15 protein-coding genes are annotated in these 20191 nt (G+C 59.8%); 5 read left to right on the top strand and 10 right to left on the bottom strand.

Annotation, left to right across the window (positions count from 1 at the left end):
* Positions 1-171 precede the first annotated feature (171 nt).
* The gene (locus tag ABX75_RS23610) at positions 172-1635 is read right to left on the bottom strand and encodes a glyceraldehyde-3-phosphate dehydrogenase (RefSeq protein WP_034096484.1); all 1464 of its coding nucleotides are present in this window, start codon (positions 1633-1635) and stop codon (positions 172-174) included.
* 340 nt (positions 1636-1975) lie between these two features.
* Here ABX75_RS23610 and mfd point away from each other — a divergent pair, with 340 nt between their 5' ends.
* From mfd to ABX75_RS23625, 3 genes are read left to right on the top strand one after another with little or no spacing between them, the layout of a single operon-like run.
* A complete protein-coding gene (gene mfd, locus ABX75_RS23615; protein WP_034137408.1) occupies positions 1976-5425 on the top strand; it encodes a transcription-repair coupling factor in 3450 nt (1149 codons plus the stop codon).
* 11 nt (positions 5426-5436) lie between these two features.
* Positions 5437-6003, top strand: a complete 567-nt coding sequence (locus ABX75_RS23620; protein ID WP_034096482.1) for a CsiV family protein — start codon at positions 5437-5439, stop codon at positions 6001-6003.
* 9 nt (positions 6004-6012) lie between these two features.
* Positions 6013-8706, top strand: a complete 2694-nt coding sequence (locus tag ABX75_RS23625; protein ID WP_047882764.1) for a DEAD/DEAH box helicase — start codon at positions 6013-6015, stop codon at positions 8704-8706.
* Between the two features lie 12 nt (positions 8707-8718).
* Here the strand turns inward: ABX75_RS23625 and nagZ are convergent, their stop codons facing one another.
* Both nagZ and psrA read right to left on the bottom strand, forming a co-directional pair.
* On the bottom strand, positions 8719-9729 hold the full coding sequence (gene nagZ, locus ABX75_RS23630) for a beta-N-acetylhexosaminidase (RefSeq protein WP_034096480.1): 1011 nt from the start codon (positions 9727-9729) through the stop codon (positions 8719-8721).
* Between the two features lie 144 nt (positions 9730-9873).
* Positions 9874-10581, bottom strand: coding sequence for a transcriptional regulator PsrA (psrA, locus tag ABX75_RS23635; protein ID WP_034096479.1), 708 nt, complete (start codon positions 10579-10581; stop codon positions 9874-9876).
* A 263-nt stretch (positions 10582-10844) separates the two neighbouring features.
* Between psrA and lexA the strand changes: the two genes are divergently transcribed.
* Positions 10845-11453, top strand: a complete 609-nt coding sequence (gene lexA / locus ABX75_RS23640; protein ID WP_003172575.1) for a transcriptional repressor LexA — start codon at positions 10845-10847, stop codon at positions 11451-11453.
* Between the two features lie 10 nt (positions 11454-11463).
* Positions 11464-11937 (top strand): SOS-induced cell division inhibitor SulA, encoded by a 474-nt coding sequence (gene sulA, locus ABX75_RS23645; RefSeq protein ID WP_034096478.1) that lies wholly within the window; start codon positions 11464-11466, stop codon positions 11935-11937.
* Positions 11938-12084: 147 nt separating this feature from the next.
* Here sulA and ABX75_RS23650 read toward each other — a convergent pair whose 3' ends face one another.
* The 7 genes from ABX75_RS23650 to ABX75_RS29230 form a co-directional block, all read right to left on the bottom strand.
* Positions 12085-12318 carry a hypothetical protein gene (locus ABX75_RS23650; protein WP_017254451.1) on the bottom strand — a complete coding sequence of 78 codons (234 nt, stop codon included), beginning with the start codon at positions 12316-12318 and terminating at the stop codon, positions 12085-12087.
* A gap of 126 nt (positions 12319-12444) precedes the next feature.
* Positions 12445-12966, bottom strand: coding sequence for a DUF6586 family protein (locus ABX75_RS23655; protein WP_034096477.1), 522 nt, complete (start codon positions 12964-12966; stop codon positions 12445-12447).
* 185 nt (positions 12967-13151) lie between these two features.
* Entirely contained in the window at positions 13152-15773 is a 2622-nt protein-coding gene (gene topA / locus ABX75_RS23660; protein WP_034096476.1) for a type I DNA topoisomerase, read from the bottom strand.
* Positions 15774-15887: 114 nt separating this feature from the next.
* On the bottom strand, positions 15888-16124 hold the full coding sequence (locus ABX75_RS23665) for a DUF1653 domain-containing protein (protein ID WP_034096475.1): 237 nt from the start codon (positions 16122-16124) through the stop codon (positions 15888-15890).
* 96 nt (positions 16125-16220) lie between these two features.
* On the bottom strand, positions 16221-17396 hold the full coding sequence (gene fadA, locus ABX75_RS23670; RefSeq protein WP_034096474.1) for an acetyl-CoA C-acyltransferase FadA: 1176 nt from the start codon (positions 17394-17396) through the stop codon (positions 16221-16223).
* 29 nt (positions 17397-17425) lie between these two features.
* Positions 17426-19573 (bottom strand): fatty acid oxidation complex subunit alpha FadB, encoded by a 2148-nt coding sequence (gene fadB / locus ABX75_RS23675; protein ID WP_034096473.1) that lies wholly within the window; start codon positions 19571-19573, stop codon positions 17426-17428.
* 509 nt (positions 19574-20082) lie between these two features.
* Positions 20083-20191 (bottom strand): IS3 family transposase (locus ABX75_RS29230; protein ID WP_138762977.1); only part of this gene is annotated, 109 nt, incomplete at its 5' end.

A 20191-nucleotide genomic window follows, 5' to 3' on the forward strand; every position in this document is an offset into this window, starting at 1 on the left:
GTGTCGGCTGCACCACCACTATCGGGGGCAAGCTCCCTCCCACCTTTGAATATATTCACAAATCAAACTGTGGGAGGGGGCTTGCCCCCGATCAGGCACCCCAGGCCACACAAAAACCTGGCCACAAAAAAGCCCCGAACCAGTCGGGGCTTTTTCATTCAGCGCAGAGGCTTAGCGCGGAAACGCAGGCGGGTTGACCCCGGCCATGTCTTCCATCACACGCACCACCTGGCAGCTGTAACCGAACTCGTTGTCGTACCACACGTACAGCACAACGCGGTTGTCCTGGGTGATGGTCGCTTCTGCGTCCACCACACCGGCGTGGCGCGAGCCGACGAAGTCGGTGGACACCACTTCCTGAGAATTGACGAAGTCGATTTGCTTGTGCAGATCGGAGTGCAGCGCCATGTAGCGCAGGTACTCGTTCATCTCTTCGCGGGTAGCGGCTTTCTCAAGGTTCAGGTTGAGAATAGCCATCGACACGTTAGGCGTAGGAACACGGATCGCGTTGCCGGTCAGCTTGCCGGCCAATTCAGGCAGGGCCTTGGCAGCGGCGGTGGCGGCACCGGTCTCGGTGATCACCATGTTCAACGCGGCGCTACGACCACGGCGATCGCCTTTGTGGAAGTTGTCGATCAGGTTCTGGTCGTTGGTGTACGAGTGCACGGTTTCAACGTGACCGTTCACGATGCCGAACTTGTCGTTGACGGCCTTGAGCACCGGCACGATGGCGTTGGTGGTGCAGGACGCGGCAGACACGATCTTATCGTCAGCGGTAATTTCAGCGTGGTTGATGCCATGCACGATGTTCTTGAGCTTGCCCTTGCCAGGCGCGGTCAGAACAACGCGAGCGATACCTGGGCACTGCAAGTGCTGGCCCAGGCCTTCGGCATCACGCCATACACCGGTGTTATCCACCAGCAGGGCGTCCTTGATGCCGTACTGGGTGTAGTCCACCTCAGTCGGGTTCTTCGCGTAGATCACCTGGATCAGGTTACCGTTGGCGGTAATGGTGTTGTTTTCTTCGTCGATGACGATGGTGCCGTTGAACGGGCCGTGGACCGAATCGCGACGCAGCAGGCTGGCGCGCTTGGTCAGGTCGTTCTCGGCGCCTTTGCGCACCACGATGGCACGCAGACGCAGGCCGTCGCCGCCACCGGTTTTTTCGATCAGGATGCGCGCCAGCAGGCGGCCGATACGGCCAAAGCCATACAGCACGACGTCGGTGCCCTTGCGAGCGGCGGCGTTTTGCTGGCCAACCACATCGGCCATTTCCTCACGCACGAACTGCTCGGCGCTACGGCCGTTGGCTTCGGTACGGAATTTGTAGGCCAATTTGCCCAGGTCTACCGAAGCCGCGCCGAGCTTGAGCTCGCTCATGGCCTTGAGCAGGGGGAATGTTTCGTGGACGGAGAGTTCGCTGTCGTCGGCAGAACGATGGCGAGCAAAGCGATGCGCCTTGAGAATCGCGATGACTGACTGGTTGATCAGGCTGCGGCCATAGATCGAACTCACCACATTGTTATTGCGGTAGAGCTGACCGATGAGCGGGATCATCGCTTCTGCGAGTGCTTCACGATCGATCCATTCACCAAGACACTGGTCGGGCTTCTGAGTCACGGGAACCTTCCACATGTAGGGGCTGAAAAAAGGGGCTACATTATGACGCCCGACCGCCCTCGGAGCAATGCGCCGACCACAACAAAAAGGCCTTGCGAAAAAAAGCGACCCCGCTGCAGCCCAGTAAATACGCGGCTTCCAGAAGGCCACCATTGGAACGCCTTGGGCGACTTGTCCGTAACCCTCCGAAAACCCCACGCGTTTTGGCACTACATATTGAGTCAAAACACCGCTTTGTTTGTCTTAGCCACTACATTTCCTACAAACCGTAATAGGCTCAGTCAGCAACTGACAGGCGGCACCTGGGGCCGTTACAATTACCGACTTTGTCGCAACGCTTGGAGCTCAACCTTCCGTGCCCGTTCTGCGTCTACCGCAACTCCCTGCCGCGGCAGGTAAACAGCACTGGGGCAACCTGCCCGGTGCCGCCCTGAGCCTGGCCATCGCCGAGGCTGCCAGCGCAGCCAAGCGCTTTACCCTGCTGCTTACCGCCGATAGCCAAAGCGCCGAACGGTTGGAGCAGGAGCTGAGCTTCTTCGCCCCCGATTTGCCGGTGCTGCATTTTCCCGATTGGGAAACCCTGCCTTACGACCTGTTCTCACCGCATCAGGACATCATTTCCCAGCGCATCGCCAGCCTGTACCGTCTGCCGGAACTGGCCCACGGCGTGCTCGTGGTGCCGATCACCACGGCGCTGCACCGCCTGGCGCCGACCAAGTTCCTGCTGGGCAGCAGTCTGGTGCTGGATGTCGGCCAGAAGCTCGATGTCGAACAGATGCGCACGCGCCTGGAAGCCAGTGGCTACCGCTGTGTGGACACCGTGTACGAGCACGGCGAGTTCGCGGTGCGCGGCGCGCTGATCGACCTGTTCCCGATGGGCAGCAAGCTGCCTTATCGCATCGATCTGTTCGACGACGAAATAGAAACCCTGCGCACCTTTGATCCGGAAAACCAGCGCTCCATCGACAAGGTCGAATCGATCAAACTGCTGCCGGCGCGGGAATTTCCGTTGCAAAAAGATGCGGTGACCCGCTTCAAAGCGCGTTTCCGTGAACGCTTCGACGTCGACTTCCGCCGCTGCCCGATCTTCCAAGACCTGAGCAGCGGGATTACGCCCGCCGGTATTGAGTACTACCTGCCGCTGTTTTTCGACGAAACCTCCACCCTGTTCGACTACCTGCCCCAGGACACCCAAGTGTTCTCGCTGCCGGGCATCGAGCAGGCCGCGGAAAACTTCTGGAACGACGTGCGCAACCGCTACGAAGAGCGCCGCGTCGACCCTTCCCGTCCTTTATTGCCGCCCGCCGAGCTGTTCCTGCCGGTGGAAGATTGTTTCGCGCGCCTGAAAAACTGGCCGCGGGTCGTCGCCAGCCAGCAGGACGTGGACGCCGGCAGTGGCCGCGAGCGCTTCCCCGCGCAAGCGCTGCCTGATTTGGCGATTGAAGCCAAGGCCAACCAGCCGCTGGAAGCGCTGTCCACCTTCCTTGGCGACTTCCCAGGCCGCGTGTTGTTTACCGCCGAATCCGCCGGGCGCCGCGAAGTGCTGCTGGAGTTGCTCGAACGCCTCAAACTGCGCCCGAAGAACGTCGACAGTTGGCCGGACTTCGTCGCGAGCAAGGATCGCCTGGCGATCACCATCGCCCCCCTGGACGAAGGTTTGCTGCTGAATGACCCAGCCCTGGCGTTGATTGCCGAGAGCCCATTGTTCGGTCAACGCGTGATGCAGCGTCGGCGCCGGGAAAAACGCGCGGACGCCAACAATGACGCGGTGATCAAAAACCTCACCGAACTGCGCGAAGGCGCGCCGGTGGTGCATATCGATCACGGTGTCGGCCGCTACCTGGGCCTGCAGACCCTGGAGATCGACAACCAGGCCGCCGAATTCCTCACCATGGAATACGCCGAGGGCGCCAAGCTCTATGTGCCGGTGGCCAACCTGCACCTGATTGCGCGTTACACCGGCAGCGACGACGCCCTGGCGCCGCTGCATCGCCTGGGTTCCGAGACCTGGCAAAAAGCCAAGCGCAAGGCCGCCGAGCAGGTGCGCGATGTGGCCGCCGAGCTGCTGGACATCTACGCCCGGCGCGCGGCGCGCGAAGGTTATGCATTCGCCGACCCGAAAGCCGACTACGCCACCTTCAGCGCCGGTTTCGCCTTTGAAGAAACCCCAGATCAGCAGACCACCATCGAAGCCGTGCGCGCCGACATGCTCGCGCCCAAGCCAATGGACCGCCTGGTGTGTGGCGACGTGGGCTTCGGCAAGACCGAAGTGGCCATGCGCGCCGCCTTCATCGCGGTGCACGGCGGCAAGCAAGTGGCAATTCTGGTGCCCACCACCCTGCTCGCCCAGCAGCACTACAACAGCTTTCGCGATCGCTTTGCCGATTGGCCGGTGACCGTGGAAGTGATGAGCCGCTTCAAGTCCGCCAAAGAAGTGAACGCCGCCGTCGCCGACCTGGCCGAAGGCAAGATCGATATCGTGATCGGCACTCACAAGCTGCTGTCGGACGATGTGAAGATCAAAAACCTGGGCCTGGTGATCATCGACGAAGAACACCGTTTCGGCGTGCGCCAGAAAGAACAGCTCAAGGCCCTGCGCAGCGAAGTCGATATCCTCACCCTGACCGCCACGCCGATTCCGCGCACGCTGAACATGGCGGTGTCGGGCATGCGTGATCTGTCCATCATCGCCACGCCACCGGCGCGGCGCCTGTCAGTGCGCACGTTCGTGATGGAGCAGAACAAAAGCACGGTCAAGGAAGCGCTGCTGCGGGAGTTGCTGCGCGGCGGCCAGGTGTATTACCTGCACAACGACGTCAAGACTATCGAGAAATGCGCTGCCGACCTCGCCGAACTGGTGCCCGAAGCGCGGATCGCCATCGGCCACGGCCAGATGCGCGAGCGCGAACTCGAACAGGTAATGAGCGACTTCTACCACAAGCGCTTCAACGTGCTGATCGCCTCGACCATCATCGAGACCGGCATCGACGTGCCGAGCGCCAACACCATCATCATCGAGCGCGCCGACAAGTTCGGCCTGGCGCAACTGCACCAGTTGCGCGGCCGGGTCGGACGCAGCCATCACCAGGCCTACGCGTACTTGCTCACCCCGCCACGCCAGCAGATCACTGGCGACGCGGAGAAACGCCTGGAAGCCATCGCCAACACCCAAGACCTCGGCGCCGGCTTTGTGCTGGCCACCAACGACCTGGAAATCCGTGGCGCCGGCGAACTGCTGGGTGACGGCCAGAGCGGGCAGATCCAGGCCGTGGGTTTCACCTTATATATGGAAATGCTCGAACGGGCAGTCAAAGCCATCCGCAAGGGCGAACAGCCGAACCTCGATCAGCCTTTGGGCGGCGGTCCGGAAATCAACCTGCGCCTGCCGGCGTTGATTCCCGAGGACTACCTGCCGGATGTGCACGCGCGACTCATCCTGTACAAACGCATCGCCTCGGCCACCGATGAAGAGGGGCTCAAGGACCTGCAAGTGGAGATGATCGACCGCTTCGGCTTGCTGCCGGAGCCGACCAAGAACCTGGTACGCCTGACCCTACTCAAATTGCAGGCCGAGCAACTGGGGATCAAGAAGGTCGACGCCGGGCCCCAGGGCGGGCGTATCGAATTCGAAGCGCAGACGCCGGTCGACCCGCTGGTACTGATCAAACTGATCCAGGGCCAGCCCAACCGCTACAAGTTCGAAGGGGCTACGCTGTTCAAATTCATGGTGCCGATGGAACGCGCCGACGAACGCTTCAATACCCTGGAGGCGCTGTTCGAGCGCCTTATCCCGAAATCTGTTTGAAGGACGCCCCAATGCGCCTGTCCCGCATTCTGAGCCTGTTGTTAGTGATACTTGCGCCCCCGGCGTTTGCCGACAGCCCGTACCAGGTGGAAATGATCCTGGTGCGTCAGAACGCCGAACCGGTGATCTACAGTCGCGCCGCGCCGGAAACCTGGGATGACGGCGCTGAGCGCCTGGGCGACAAAATGAGCCCACCGCGCCTGAGCGCTATCGTCGACAAACTGCGTGGCGACGCCAACTACACGGTGTTGGCCCATAAGGCCTGGGAGCAGAACCTCGGCGAACAACCGGTGAAAATCGCCATCGCCGAGGGTAAGGAGCAGTTCGGCCAATTCCCCATCGAGGGCGTGCTGAACCTGCAACTGGGCCGTTTCACCGATATCGATGCGGATTTCTGGATCAACCAATTCGACAGCAACGGCAGCGTGGTCGCCAGCGAACACCTGGCGCAGAAAGACGTGCGCACCAAGAACAACCAGCTCAATTACCTGGATGGCGGCCATTTGGCGCTGCTGATCAAAATCACCTCACTGACCGCCAAACCGCCCAGCGCACCACCGCCCGACCTGCAGGACTGATCCAGCGCCATGCCCCTCACCCCGCCGTTGACCAAGCCCCTTGCCCCTTCATGGGCCAATCGCTTCAAAGAACAAAGCCTGGAGCGTGGGCGGCGTTATGCGTTGGAAAACCGCGTGCGGATTGTCGAGTCCGGCGACAGCACCATTATCGCCAGTTGCGAAGGCTCGGGCGGCAATGTGTACCGGCAGACCATTTCGCTGCGCGAGTCGGCCAAAGGCGCGCTGCTCCTGGTGGACAGCCGCTGCACCTGCCCCGTACACAGCAACTGCAAACATATCGCGGCTGTGCTACTCAAGGTTCAGGAAACCCTGGCCTACCCGGCGGCGGCTCAAGATGCCGAGTTGCTGGAAAAACTCCAGGCCGTGCTGGATAACCGCGTGGTCCTGCCGCAAGTGCTGATGGAGGACGTGCAACCGGTGCCGCGCCTGTGGCTGGCCAGCGCCGAGTTCAGCGCATTCGAACCGCGCAACGGCAAGATGCAACGCTATATCCAGCACCGCGCGGCACTGGCGTTCAACTACCTGGGTAACTACGTCAGCGGGCAAAAACACGCTGACATCATCGTGCGTCAAGAAACCCAAAGCCTGCGGATCAAGCGACACCCGGAGGTGGAACAGGCCTACCGCGAACAGCTGCGCCTGCTGGGTTTCAAGATCGCCACGCGTCAGAGCAAAGCCTTGCCGGAAAGCGCCGGCGAGCTGTTCGAGATGAGCAACGACAGCGCCTGGCTGAATTTCACCCTCAACGACTCGCCGACCCTACGCGCCGAGGGCTGGGAATTGCTGCTCGACGACGATTTCGGCTTCGACCTCAGCGCGGTGGACGACTGGTACGCCACCGTCGATGAAGGCCCGGAACGTGATTGGTTCGACCTTGAGTTGGGGATTATCGTCAATGGCCAGCGACTGAGCCTGTTGCCGATCCTGCTGAACCTGATGCGCTCTCACACCGAAATCCTCAACCCGGAGAAGCTCGCACGGCGCCGCGACGATGAACTGATCCTGGTGAACATCCCCGCCGCGCCCAACGGCGACCATGGCCCCGTGCAGGTGGCGCTGCCCTACGGTCGCTTGAAACCGGTGCTGGCCACCCTTGGTGAGTTCTACCTGCAGGAACCGGGCAGTACTGCGCTGCGCTTGGCCAAGGCCGATGCGGTCCGACTCAACCCGCTGGAAGGCCTGCCTCTGCAATGGGAGGGCGGTGACAAAATCCGCAACTTCGCCCAACGCCTGCGGGACATCAAGGACTTCACCTGCGCGGCCCCCGAAGGCTTGAACGCGACGTTGCGCCCTTACCAGTTGGAAGGCTTGAGCTGGATGCAATCGCTGCGGCAATTAGAGGTGGGCGGCATTCTGGCGGATGACATGGGCCTGGGCAAAACCCTACAAACCCTGGCGCATATTCTCAGCGAAAAAAACGCCGGGCGCTTGGACCGGCCCTGCATGGTGGTGATGCCCACCAGTCTGATCCCTAACTGGCTTGATGAAGCAGCGCACTTCACCCCGCAACTGAAAGTACTGGCACTGTACGGTGCCGGACGTAAGAAACATCTCCCAAATTTGCAGGACTATGACCTGCTGCTCACCACCTATGCACTGCTGCCCAAGGACATCGAGCATCTGGCCACCCTGCCCTTGCATGTGCTGATCCTCGACGAAGCGCAGTACATCAAGAACCCGACCAGCAAGGCCGCCCAGGCGGCACGCGAGCTGAACGCACGGCAGCGCCTGTGCCTGAGCGGCACGCCGCTGGAAAACCACTTGGGCGAGCTGTGGTCGCTGTTTCACTTTCTGCTGCCGGGCTGGCTGGGCGATGTGAAGAGCTTTAATCGCGACTACCGCGTGCCCATCGAAAAGCGCGCCAGCGATGTGCGATTGCAGCACCTGAACGGTCGGATCAAGCCGTTTCTACTGCGTCGCACCAAGGAACAGGTGGCTACCGAACTGCCGCCGAAGACCGAGATCATCCACTGGGTCGACCTCAACGAAGCCCAGCGCGACGTGTACGAGACCATGCGCCTGGCCATGGACAAGAAGGTCCGCGACGAGATCACCCGCAAAGGCGTGGCACGCAGCCAGATCATCATCCTTGAGGCGCTGCTTAAGCTGCGCCAAGTGTGCTGCGACCTGCGCCTGATCAACGATGCCACCCTGCCCGCTCGCGGCAGCAGCTCGGGCAAGCTCGACAGTTTGATGGACATGCTCGACGAGCTGTTTGCCGAAGGTCGGCGGATCCTGTTGTTTTCCCAATTCACCTCGATGCTGAGCCTGATCGAAGCCGAGCTGAAAAAACGCGGCATTGCCTACGCACTACTGACCGGGCAGACCCGTGATCGGCGCACGCCGGTCAAGGACTTCCAGAGCGGCAAGCTGCAGATATTTCTGATCAGCTTGAAGGCCGGCGGTGTGGGCCTGAACCTGACAGAAGCCGACACCGTGATCCACTACGATCCCTGGTGGAACCCGGCCACGGAAAACCAGGCCACTGACCGTGCCTATCGCATCGGCCAGGAGAAACCGGTATTCGTCTACAAGATGATTGCGCGCGGCACGGTGGAAGAGAAAATCCAGCACCTGCAAAAGGAGAAATCCGATCTGGCGGCGGGGGTGCTGGATGGACGAACCACGGGTGATTGGCAGTTGGGCAATGAGGATATCGAGGCGTTGTTCGCGCCGTTGCCCAATAAGCAGGAGAAGCGGTGACGGAGCGAGGTATCAGTCGATCAACTGGGCTTCGCGTAACGCCGTAAGCGCCGCCAACCAGCGCGGGTCTTGCTTGTACTCCGTTGAAGCCATTGCCTGACCGCGCATGCGCGCGATGCGAGGCGACGGCGTGACCTTCATACGCTGCGCAGCACTCAACGCCAACTCCGCCGCCGCGCGATCATTGCACACCAAGCCCATGTCGCAACCGGCGGTCAACGCGGCCTTGATACGGCTGGCCGCGTCACCGACCACATGGGCACCGGCCATGGACAAGTCGTCACTGAAAATCACCCCATCGAATTGCAACTCGCCGCGCAGAATGTCTTGCAACCAGCGACGCGAAAAACCGGCAGGCTGGGCGTCCACCTGCGGGTAGATCACGTGGGCCGGCATCACCGCCGCCAATTGCTGGCTCAGACGTGCGAAAGGCACCAGATCATTGGCGCGAATCTGCTCCAGGCTGCGCTCGTCATTAGGAATTGCGACGTGGGAATCGGCCTCAGCCCAGCCGTGGCCTGGGAAATGTTTACCGGTGGCAGCCATACCGGCGCTGTTCATGCCACGGATAAAGGCACCGGCGAGTAAGGCGGCACGCTCCGGGTCGCCCTCGAAGGATCGGGTGCCGACCACAGCGCTGCGTTGGTAATCAAGGTCCAGTACCGGGGCAAAACTCAGGTCAAGGCCAACCGCCAGCACTTCCGTAGCCATGATCCAGCCGCATTGCTCGGCCAGGTATTCAGCGTTGGGGTTGTCCGCGAGCGCTCGCATGGCCGGCAGACGCACAAAGCCCTGGCGCAGGCGCTGCACGCGGCCGCCCTCTTGGTCGACGGCCAGCAACAGGTCGGGGCGCACCGCGCGAATGGCCGCGCTCAGTTCACGCACCTGGCGCGGATGTTCGATATTGCGCGCGAAAATAATCAGCCCACCCACTTCAGGCTGGCGCAACAAGTGGCGATCCTCAGCCGTGAGCCAGGTACCGGCCACGTCGACCATCAAAGAACCTTGCAGGGCAGCAGTCATAAACCTTCCTTATATAACGCACACAACCCGTTGCGCTCACGGCGCACGAAGGGCGCGGCGAGCACAACGGGTTGCGAATAAATAGCTGAAATCGGCATGGCGGCTAGCTTAGCGGATGCCAATGGCCGCGCACACCCAGGGCAATCAAACCTTGGCGGGAATGGGCACTGTTTTGCTGCGTGGGCGCAGTTGCGCAGCGGCCATGGCTGGGTCGGTCACGCCGGTCTCGGCACGCATACCGGCGGCCAGGAACGGCACCATCAAACGCATCACTTGCTCAATGGAAGTGTTAACGCCGAAGTCGGTCTCGGCAATCGCGCGCAATGCCTTGATCCCGGACATACTGAACGCCGCCGCGCCGAGCATAAAGTGGACGCGCCAGAACAGTTCGATCGGTGGAATACGTGGGGCAGCTTCGTTGACCAGCAACATATAGCGACGAAATACCTTGCCGTACATGTCTTCCAGGTAACGCCGCAGGTGGCCTTGACTCTGACTGAACGCCAGGCCGAGCAAACGCATAAAGATCGACAGGTCGTTACCGCTACGCGGTTGCACTACCAGCGCCTGCTCAACGAGAATTTCCAGCAATTCTTCAAGGCTGGGCTTGTTGTCGGCCTTGGCCTGGCGACGTTCAAGCTCGCGGTCGAGGCTGGCGCAGAAAGGCCCCAGAAAGCGTGAAAAAACGGCCTGGATAAGGGCTTTCTTCGAGCCGAAATGGTAATTCACCGCCGCGAGGTTGACCCCGGCTTTGCTGGTAATCAGCCGCAATGAAGTTTCAGCAAATCCTTTTTCCGCGAACAATTGCTCAGCAGCATCGAGAATGCGCTCAACGGTTTCCGACTGGGCCATGGCTACTCCGCCTGACAAACACTTGTTTGAAACATACGTTTCAGGGTGTGTCTTGTCAAGCCTGAGGAGCCGTTTTCCGGCCGGGCAGTCATGCATGTGCGTGCTATTTAATCACATCCGTATCCGTCTGTAGGTAGCGCTATCCGTGACTTGTAGGACGGATATCGAATGACCGTCCAGCGGAGTGCCGAAAAAGGATGATTGCCAAGCGCAGTTCACTGTATATAATCCCAGTCACTGTATAAAAAGACAGAGCGATCAACATGCTAAAACTGACGCCACGCCAAGCTGAGATTCTGGCTTTTATCAAGCGCTGCCTTGACGACAACGGCTACCCGCCGACACGAGCCGAAATTGCGCTGGAACTGGGGTTCAAGTCCCCTAACGCCGCCGAAGAACACCTCAAGGCCCTCGCACGCAAAGGCGCTATCGAGATGACCCCCGGTGCTTCGCGGGGCATTCGCATCCCTGGCTTCGAGGCCAAGGCCGACGAGTCGACGCTGCCCATCATCGGCCGTGTCGCCGCCGGTGCGCCGATCCTGGCGCAGCAGCACGTCGAGGAATCCTGCAACATTAATCCGACCTTCTTCCACCCTCGCGCTGATTACCTCTTGCGGGTACACGGCATGAGTATGAAGGACGTCGGTATCTTCGACGGTGATCTGCTGGCCGTCCATACCACCCGCGAAGCCCGTAATGGTCAGATCGTCGTGGCCCGTATCGGCGATGAAGTCACCGTCAAACGCTTCAAGCGTGAAGGCAGCAAGGTCTGGCTACTGGCCGAGAACCCTGAGTTCGCCCCGATTGAAGTGAACCTGAAAGATCAGGATCTGGTGATCGAAGGCTTGAGCGTCGGCGTCATTCGCCGCTAGAGGAGGCACCATGCAGCTCGTACACACCCCACAACACACCCAACTGTCGCTGTTCGAGGCCTTTATGGCCCATCCTCTCGCGCCTATCCTCAAGGAAACGGTCGAAGCGCCCTGGAGCGCCGAACCCGAGGTGTTCAGTGAGCTGTCGTTGCGCGGTGCTGCCGGGAGCTGCCTGAGCCTGCTGGCGCCAATTCTTCGCGAATTGAGCGAGGAACAGGACGCCCGCTGGCTAACGCTGATCGCTCCGCCTGCCAGTCTTACCCAGGCTTGGCTGCGGGACGCCGGCCTTAACCGCGAACGTATCCTGTTGCTGCAACCGCGCGGCACGCAAAGCGCGCAACAGCTGACTTGCGAGGCCTTACGCTTGGGCCGAAGCCACACCGTGGTCAGCTGGCTCAACCCATTGAACGCGGCCGCTAAGCAACAACTGGTGAGCGCTGCGCGTGTTGGGGATGCACAGAGCTTGAATATTCGATTGGGATGAAGGTTTCGCTACGCGGAGGGCCTCAGCAGGGCTCGCTGGGGTGAAGATGCTCTTTGTGGTCAGCGGGCGTGTCCCATATTGGAGCGCTGCTTCGCAGCCGGACGTGGGATAAGCCCGCCGACCACAACAATACCGAACAGCCTGAAATCAGTGAAGGACCCGCGGCCCGTCTTCTTTCTCCGGCTCGCCCTCGGCCAGGCGACCAGCCATCTGCACGCCAACGCTCAACATGGCTTTCGCCACTTCCACATGCTGACCTTGCAGAAATGCTTTGGCGTCCTCGGAAAAATCCAAGATAACCAGAGAACCTTCGTCCTCCGCCCGGCGCAGCTCAATTCGGCCGTCAGGCAGTTCAACAATTTCCAGAAAGGACGTCGGCATAAAAGTCTGTTCTCCACGAAAGGGCAGGATTATATCAGTCATCCGCCAAGCCTCGGTGCGGATCTCAACAGGTTTCTTTACGTCTTGATGAACGGCGTGGTTAGCGCCACGCCATTGCCCTGCGTTCTAGCACTCGCTCAACCCTTCCCGAAAACGCAGTGCCAGTTTTTTCAGTTCCTGGCGCCAGCTCTCCAGCTCTTTCCGGCTCAAAGGTTCAGGCTCCTCGTCTTCCACTGCAACCGCAACGATCAGCGGCTGGGTCACATCGCCCTTGGGCACATGAGGAATGCGCGGCGGCTGGAACATATCGGCATGGGCCTTGAGCAAGCGCGCCAACCAGCTTTCAGGGCTTTGGGCCATTTCCACCAGCTCGGCCAACTCGGGAATGGCCATGGCGTCCAATACTTCGCGGCTCATGATCATCTCTGCCCGAGGAGAACCCGCCTGCGGCAGGCGATAGAACCCTGCTATTTCATGGCACAGGCCCAGCAAAGCGCCGTACAGGTGGAATAACGCCGCTTCACGCCCGGCCTGCACCAGCGCGATCGCGTTCATCTCCTTACCTTCCTCGGCGCGGCCAAGGGCTTCCAGGGATAAACCCGCGAAGTAAATTTTCTGATTGGTACGGGTATAGAGTTCGTGGGCCATAACGGCAGTCTCCACAACGAATTAGGCGTGATGCTGGCTGAATAGTGTCACGGATCAGCCGAATCGACTGCAAGCGCAATCAAGCGCTGCTTATGCAGATCAAAACGCTACTTCAGGATCTAAAAGATCCAAATATGGGAGGGGCTTACCCCTCCGCTATTTGGATCTTCAGCGCATCCGACAGATCAGGCGCCCTGACGCTTGTCCTCGACCTTCCATTTGCCACCTTCATAGAAGGCTTTCCAGCCGGTCGGCTTACCGTCGACCTCGGACTGCACGTACTGCTCCTTGGTCTTGCGGCTGTAGCGAATCACGGCTGGGCGACCATCCGGATCCTTCTTCGGCGCTTCACACAGGAAGTGGTACTTAGGATCGATCTCGTCCTTGTGCGGCACGATTTCCATCACTAACGGCGCACGAGTCTCGCGGTTTTTCGGGAACTGGCTGGCTGCCAGGAACAAGCCAGAGGCACCGTCACGCAGGATGTAGGTGTCGTTGACCTTTTCGCACTTGAGCTCCGGCATCTTCACCGGGTCCATCTTCGGCGGCGCCGCATCGCCGCTCTTGAGCAGTTTGCGGGTGTTCTTGCACGTCGGGTTGGTGCAGCCAAAGAACTTACCGAAGCGGCCAGTCTTGAGCTGCATCTCGCTGCCGCACTTGTCGCATTCCAGGCTCGGACCTTCGTAGCCCTTGATGCGGTAGGTGCCTTCTTCGATCTCGTAGCCGTTGCAATCCGGGTTGTTACCGCAGATATGCAGCTTGTGCTTCTCATCCAACAGGTAGGCATCCATCGCCGTGCTGCAGATCGGGCAGCGGTGCTTGCCACGCAGCACCAACGACTCGGATTCACCCTCGTCGTCAGCCGCGATTTCATCGCCCGGCACCAGGTTGACCGTGGCCTTGCAGCGCTCTTTCGGCGGCAGGCTGTAGCCCGAGCAACCAAGGAACACACCGGTGGACGCCGTGCGAATCTGCATCGGCCGACCGCAGGTCTGGCACGGGATATCCGTCATCACCGGCTGGTTGGCGCGCATGCCGTTCTCGGGGCTCTCGGCCACCTCAAGCTTCTTCTTGAAGTCGCCGTAGAACTCGTCCAGCACGTTTTTCCAGTCGCGCTCGCCCTGGGCCACGTCGTCGAGATTCTCTTCCATGCCGGCAGTGAAGCCGTAATCCATCAGGTTGGAGAAGCTCTCGGAGAGACGCTCGGTAACGATGTCACCCATCTTTTCCGAATAGAAACGACGGTTATGCAGCGCTACATAGCCACGGTCCTGGATGGTGGAAATGATCGCCGCGTAGGTCGAAGGGCGACCGATACCGCGCTTTTCCATCTCCTTGACCAGGCTGGCTTCCGAATAACGCGCCGGCGGCTTGGTGAAGTGCTGCGACGGATCGAGCTTGATCAGCTTCAACGTATCGCCCTGAGCCATGTCCGGCAGCACATCGTCGTCACCAGGCTTGGCGATCTGCGGCATCACGCGGGTATAACCGTCGAATTTGAGAATGCGGCCCTTGGCACGCAGCTCGAAGTCGGAGGCCGCCACGGTAACCGTGGTGGACAGGTACTGCGCCGGCAGCATCTGGCAGGCCAGGAACTGGCGCCAGATCAGCTCGTAGAGGCGCTCAGCGTCGCGCTCCATGCCGCTCAGCTTGCTTGGCTCGGTGTTGGCGTCGGAAGGACGAATCGCTTCGTGAGCCTCCTGTGCGCCTTCCTTGCTGCTATAGACGTTAGGCTTCTCCGGCAGGTACTTCTTGCCGAACTCGCTTTCGATGTAGGTTCGCGCCATGGCGACCGCGTCCACCGACAGGTTGGTGGAGTCGGTACGCATATAAGTGATGTAGCCGGCTTCATACAGACGCTGGGCCATCATCATGGTTTTTTTCACACCGAAGCCCAGGCGGTTGCTCGCGGCCTGTTGCAGGGTGGAGGTGATGAAAGGTGCCGACGGCTTGCTGCTGGTCGGTTTGTCTTCACGCTTGACGATGCTGTAGCTGGACGCCTTGAGCTTCTCCAGCGCAGCCATGGCCTGGGCTTCGTTCAGCGGCTTGAAGGCTTCGCCTTTCTCGCGGGCCACTTCAAAGCGCACATTGGCGCCCTTGGCGGTGCCCAGGTCGGCGTGGACTTCCCAGTACTCTTCAGGGATGAACGCACGAATCTCACGCTCACGCTCCACCACCAGCTTCACGGCAACCGACTGCACACGGCCGGCGGACAGGCCACGGGCGATCTTGGCCCACAGCAGCGGCGAGACCATATAACCCACCACGCGATCGAGGAAACGCCGCGCCTGCTGGGCATTGACGCGGTCGATATCCAACTCGCCCGGCTTGGAGAAGGCTTCCTGGATGGCTTTCTTGGTAATTTCGTTGAACACGACGCGCTTGTAGCGGCTGTCGTCACCGCCGATGGCTTCCCGCAGGTGCCAGGCAATGGCCTCCCCTTCGCGGTCCAAGTCCGTCGCGAGATAGATGGTGTCAGCATCCTTGGCGAGCCGGCGCAGCTCTTCGATGACCTTTTCCTTGCCAGGAAGGATCTCGTACTTGGCCTTCCAGCCATGGTCCGGGTCCACACCCATGCGCGAGACCAGCTGCTTGCGCGCTTTCTCCTTGGGTGTGAGCACCGGACCTTCGCCCGCAGCGGCCTTGCCGCGCTTGGCGGCTGGCTCCTTGCTGGCGCTAGCCGAACCGCTGGTGGGCAGGTCTCGGATATGGCCGATACTCGACTTCACCACGTACTCGTTGCCCAAGTACTTGTTGATGGTCTTGGCCTTAGCCGGGGATTCCACAATGACCAGCGATTTGCCCATGGATCGGAAAATTCCTGAATTCGAGAAGTGAAAGGCAGTTGGCGCCTGACGCGGCAACGCTATATATAGTGGCAACCGGGTGAGGTCAAGCGCAGCATTCTGCGCGGCCTGCGGTTATTGCCCTTTAAAAAGACTGGGTTCGGCCTGGACCAAAGCAAAGCGTGGGACCTGCTCGCCGTCAACCTCGACGCTCTCAAGGAACATGCTCAAGGGGCGCACCCAAAAGCCGTAATCTCCATACAGTGCTTGGTAAAACACGACTTGTTCTTCGGTCTCGGAATGGCGCGCCACGCTGAAAACCCGGTACTGCGGACCCTTGTAATGCTGATAGAGCCCTGGTGTGACATTCATGCTCTGGCCCCCTTACAAAATTTATTAAAAAAAATATTAAAAAATCCAAAAAACAAAAACCGGGGCACTGGGCCCCGGCTTCCGTCAACCCAACGCTTAGACGCGTTCGAAGACGGTGGAAATGCCTTGGCCGAGACCAATGCACATGGTGGCTACCCCGAGGTTGCCGCCATTTTGCTTCATCACGTTAAGCAGCGTGCCAGAGATCCGCGCACCGGAGCAACCGAATGGGTGGCCCAGGGCAATCGCGCCGCCGTGCAGGTTAACCTTCTCGTTCATCTTGTCGAGCACTTTCAAATCTTTCAACACCGGCAGGGCCTGTGCAGCGAAAGCTTCGTTGAGTTCGAAGAAGTCGATATCGGTGATGGAAAGGCCCGCGCGCTTCAAGGCTTTTTGCGTGGCCGGTACCGGACCGTAGCCCATGATAGCCGGGTCCACGCCGGCCACAGCCATCGAACGGATCACCGCCAAAGGCTGGATCCCGAGGTCTTGGGCGCGTTGCGCCGACATCACGATCATGCACGATGCGCCGTCGGTGATTTGCGACGAAGTACCCGCCGTCACTGTGCCGCCCTTGGGATTGAAGGCCGGCTTCAAGGCCGCCAGGCTTTCCAGGGTGGTATCCGGACGAATGGTTTCGTCGTAGTCGAACAGTTTCAGGAAACCGTTCTCGTCATAGCCGTTCATCGGGATGATTTCATCCTTGAACTTGCCTTCCACCGTCGCCTTATGGGCGAGCTGGTGGGAGCGCAGGCCGAATGCGTCCTGAGCTTCACGGGTAATGCCGTGCATCTTGCCGAGCATTTCCGCCGTCAGGCCCATCATGCCCGAGGCTTTGGCCGCGTACAGCGACATGTGCGGGTTTGGATCGACGCCGTGCATCATGCTGACGTGACCCATGTGCTCCACGCCACCGACCACGAACACATCACCGTTACCGGTCATGATCGCCTGGGCGGCGGTGTGCAACGCGCTCATGGACGAACCGCACAGGCGGCTGACGGTCTGGCCGGCCGCAGTGTGGGGGATCTGAGTCATCAGCGACGCCATACGCGCGATGTTCCAGCCCTGCTCCAGGGTCTGGTTGACGCAGCCCCAGATCACGTCCTCGACTTCGTTCGGATCGACCTTGGTGTTACGTTCCAGCACTTTGCTGATCAGGTGCGCCGACATGTCTTCGGCGCGGGTGTTGCGGTGCATGCCGCCCTTGGAGCGGCCCATCGGCGTGCGACCGAAGTCGACAATCACGACGTCTCTTGGATTCAAGCTCATAAATATTCTCGCTCTAGTCGTCTGGGCGCTTAACCGAAGAAGCTCTGGCCGTTCTTGGCCATTTCACGCAGCTTCGCGGTCGGGTGGTACAGCGGGCCCAGCTCAGCGTATTGATCAGCCAGGGCAACGAACTCGGCCACACCGATCGAGTCGATGTAACGCAGTGCACCACCACGGAATGGAGGAAAACCAATACCGTACACCAAGCCCATATCGGCTTCGGCGGCGGTCTCGACGATGCCATCTTCCAGGCAACGTACGGTTTCCAGGCACAGGGCGATCATCATCCAGTTGATGATGTCCTCGTCGGACACTTCACGCTGCTCGTACACAATCGGTGCCAGCACTTCGTGCACCGACGGATCGGCCACTTTCTTCTGCTTGCCTTTCTTGTCCGCCTCGTAGGCGTAGAAGCCCTTACCGTTTTTCTGGCCCAGGCGCTTAGCGTCGTACAGGGCGTCGACAGCCGAACGGCGGTCGTCTTTCATGCGGTCCGGGAAGCCTTCAGCCATCACATCGCGGCCGTGGTGGCCGGTGTCGATGCCGACCACGTCCATCAGGTACGCCGGGCCCATTGGCCAGCCGAATTTTTCCATGACTTTGTCGATGCGCACGAAGTCCACGCCGGCACTGACCAACTTGGCGAAACCACCGAAGTAAGGGAACAGCACGCGGTTGACCAGGAAGCCCGGGCAGTCGTTGACCACGATCGGGTTCTTGCCCATTTTCTTGGCGTAGGCAACGGTGGTTGCCACCGCATGTTCGCTGGACTTCTCGCCACGGATCACTTCCACCAGCGGCATCATATGTACCGGGTTGAAGAAGTGCATGCCGACGAAATTTTCCGGACGCTTGAGGGCCTTGGCCAGCAGCGAGATGGAAATGGTCGAGGTGTTAGACGCCAGAATGGTGCCTTCCTTGACCTGTGCTTCCACTTCAGCCAACACGGCCTGCTTGACCTTCGGGTTCTCGACAACCGCTTCGACCACCAGGTCGACGTGACCGAAATCGCCGTAGGACAGCGTAGGACGAATGCCGTTAAGCACTTCAGCCATTTTCGCTGCGGTCATGCGACCTTTATCCACACGCCCCACCAGCAGTTTGGCGGCTTCCGCCAGACCCTGCTCGATACCGTGTTCGTTGATGTCTTTCATCAAGATCGGCGTGCCTTTGGACGCCGACTGATAGGCGATGCCGCCGCCCATGATACCGGCGCCGAGTACGGCAGCCTGTTTCACGTCGCTGGCGATTTCATCGTAGGCCTTGGCCTTTTTCTTCAGTTCCTGATCGTTCAGGAACAGGCCGATCAGGCTCTGGGCCGCCGAGGTTTTCGCCAGTTTGACGAAACCAGCCGCTTCCACTTCCAGGGCTTTGTCGCGACCGAAGTTCGCGGCTTTCTGGATGGTCTTGATTGCTTCAACCGGCGCCGGGTAGTTCGGGCCGGCCTGGCCAGCCACGAAACCTTTGGCGGTTTCGAACGACATCATTTGTTCGATGGCGTTGAGCTTGAGCTTTTCCAGCTTGGGCTGGCGCTTGGCCTTGTAGTCGAACTCGCCGCTGATGGCACCTTTAATCAGGTTCAGCGCGGCCTCGGCCAGTTTTTCCGGGGCAACCACTGCGTCGACAGCGCCGACTTTCAGGGCGTCTTCGGCTTTGTTTTCCTTACCGGCGGCGATCCACTCGATGGCGTTGTCCGCACCGATCAGGCGCGGCAAACGCACGGTGCCGCCGAAGCCTGGGTAGATGCCCAGTTTCACTTCCGGCAGGCCGATTTTTGCGGTGGCCGACATCACGCGGAAGTCAGCGGCCAGGCACATTTCCAGACCACCGCCGAGGGCGATGCCATTGATCGCGGCAACGGTCGGGACGTTGAGGTCTTCGAAATCGCTGAAAATCTTGTTGGCTTCGAGGTTGCCAGCCACCAGCTCGGCATCGGGCAGCTTGAAGTTGTCGACGAATTCGGTGATGTCAGCGCCGACGATGAACACGTCCTTGCCGCTGGAGACGATCACGCCCTTGACCGAAGCATCTGCTTTGATGGTGTCTACGGCCTGACGCAGTTCGTTCAGGGTTAGACGGTTGAACTTGTTGACGGACTCACCCTTGAGGTCGAATTTCAATTCGACGATGCCACTTTCAAGAGCCTTAACCGTGATGGCTTTACCTTCGTAAATCATCAACTGATCTCCACGATATGGAAGCTGAACAGTACACATCGGACGCTGGCCTATGGTTGGACACTGATGGTTAGGTCAATGCTCATGCCAATCCGCCAGGCACACCCGCCAATGCGATAGTCGGGATTATGTATGAACGGTCTGACAGACAAACGCTCAATTCATACGCCCGTTTGATTTGGGTACGCCACCTTCATCCAATTCCGAGCAATTGTCAATCGCTCCAAAGGCTAGGAAAAACGCGACTTTCCAGTCATTTCAGAACCACAACCATAGGCCCGCGCTTCGTCAATATTCAACTATTCACGAAATCAATAATTTCAGTTATTTGGGAAAGGGCTGTACAGATTGAGAGATACGGCTACGCTAGCGCCAACCGTACAGCGCCAGAAGACAACACCCGGCGCAAGATTCACCGGCCTGCCTGGCCAACTCCAGCCCGATGAGAGTGTCGGGCTTTTTAATGCCTGTTTGAGTCTGGGCCACCTGGGTGAATCGCCCCGGGTTTCCTAGACACTCTCCAGGCTCGCTGCGTAACGCTTTTCAAACTCTACCGGTGACAGCTGATTGTTGAAACTGTGGCGTCGTTTTGGGTTGTAAAACATCTCGATGTAATCG

Source organism: Pseudomonas sp. ARP3 (genome assembly GCF_001029595.1).
In the GTDB taxonomy this organism is placed as follows: domain Bacteria; phylum Pseudomonadota; class Gammaproteobacteria; order Pseudomonadales; family Pseudomonadaceae; genus Aquipseudomonas; species Aquipseudomonas rhodesiae.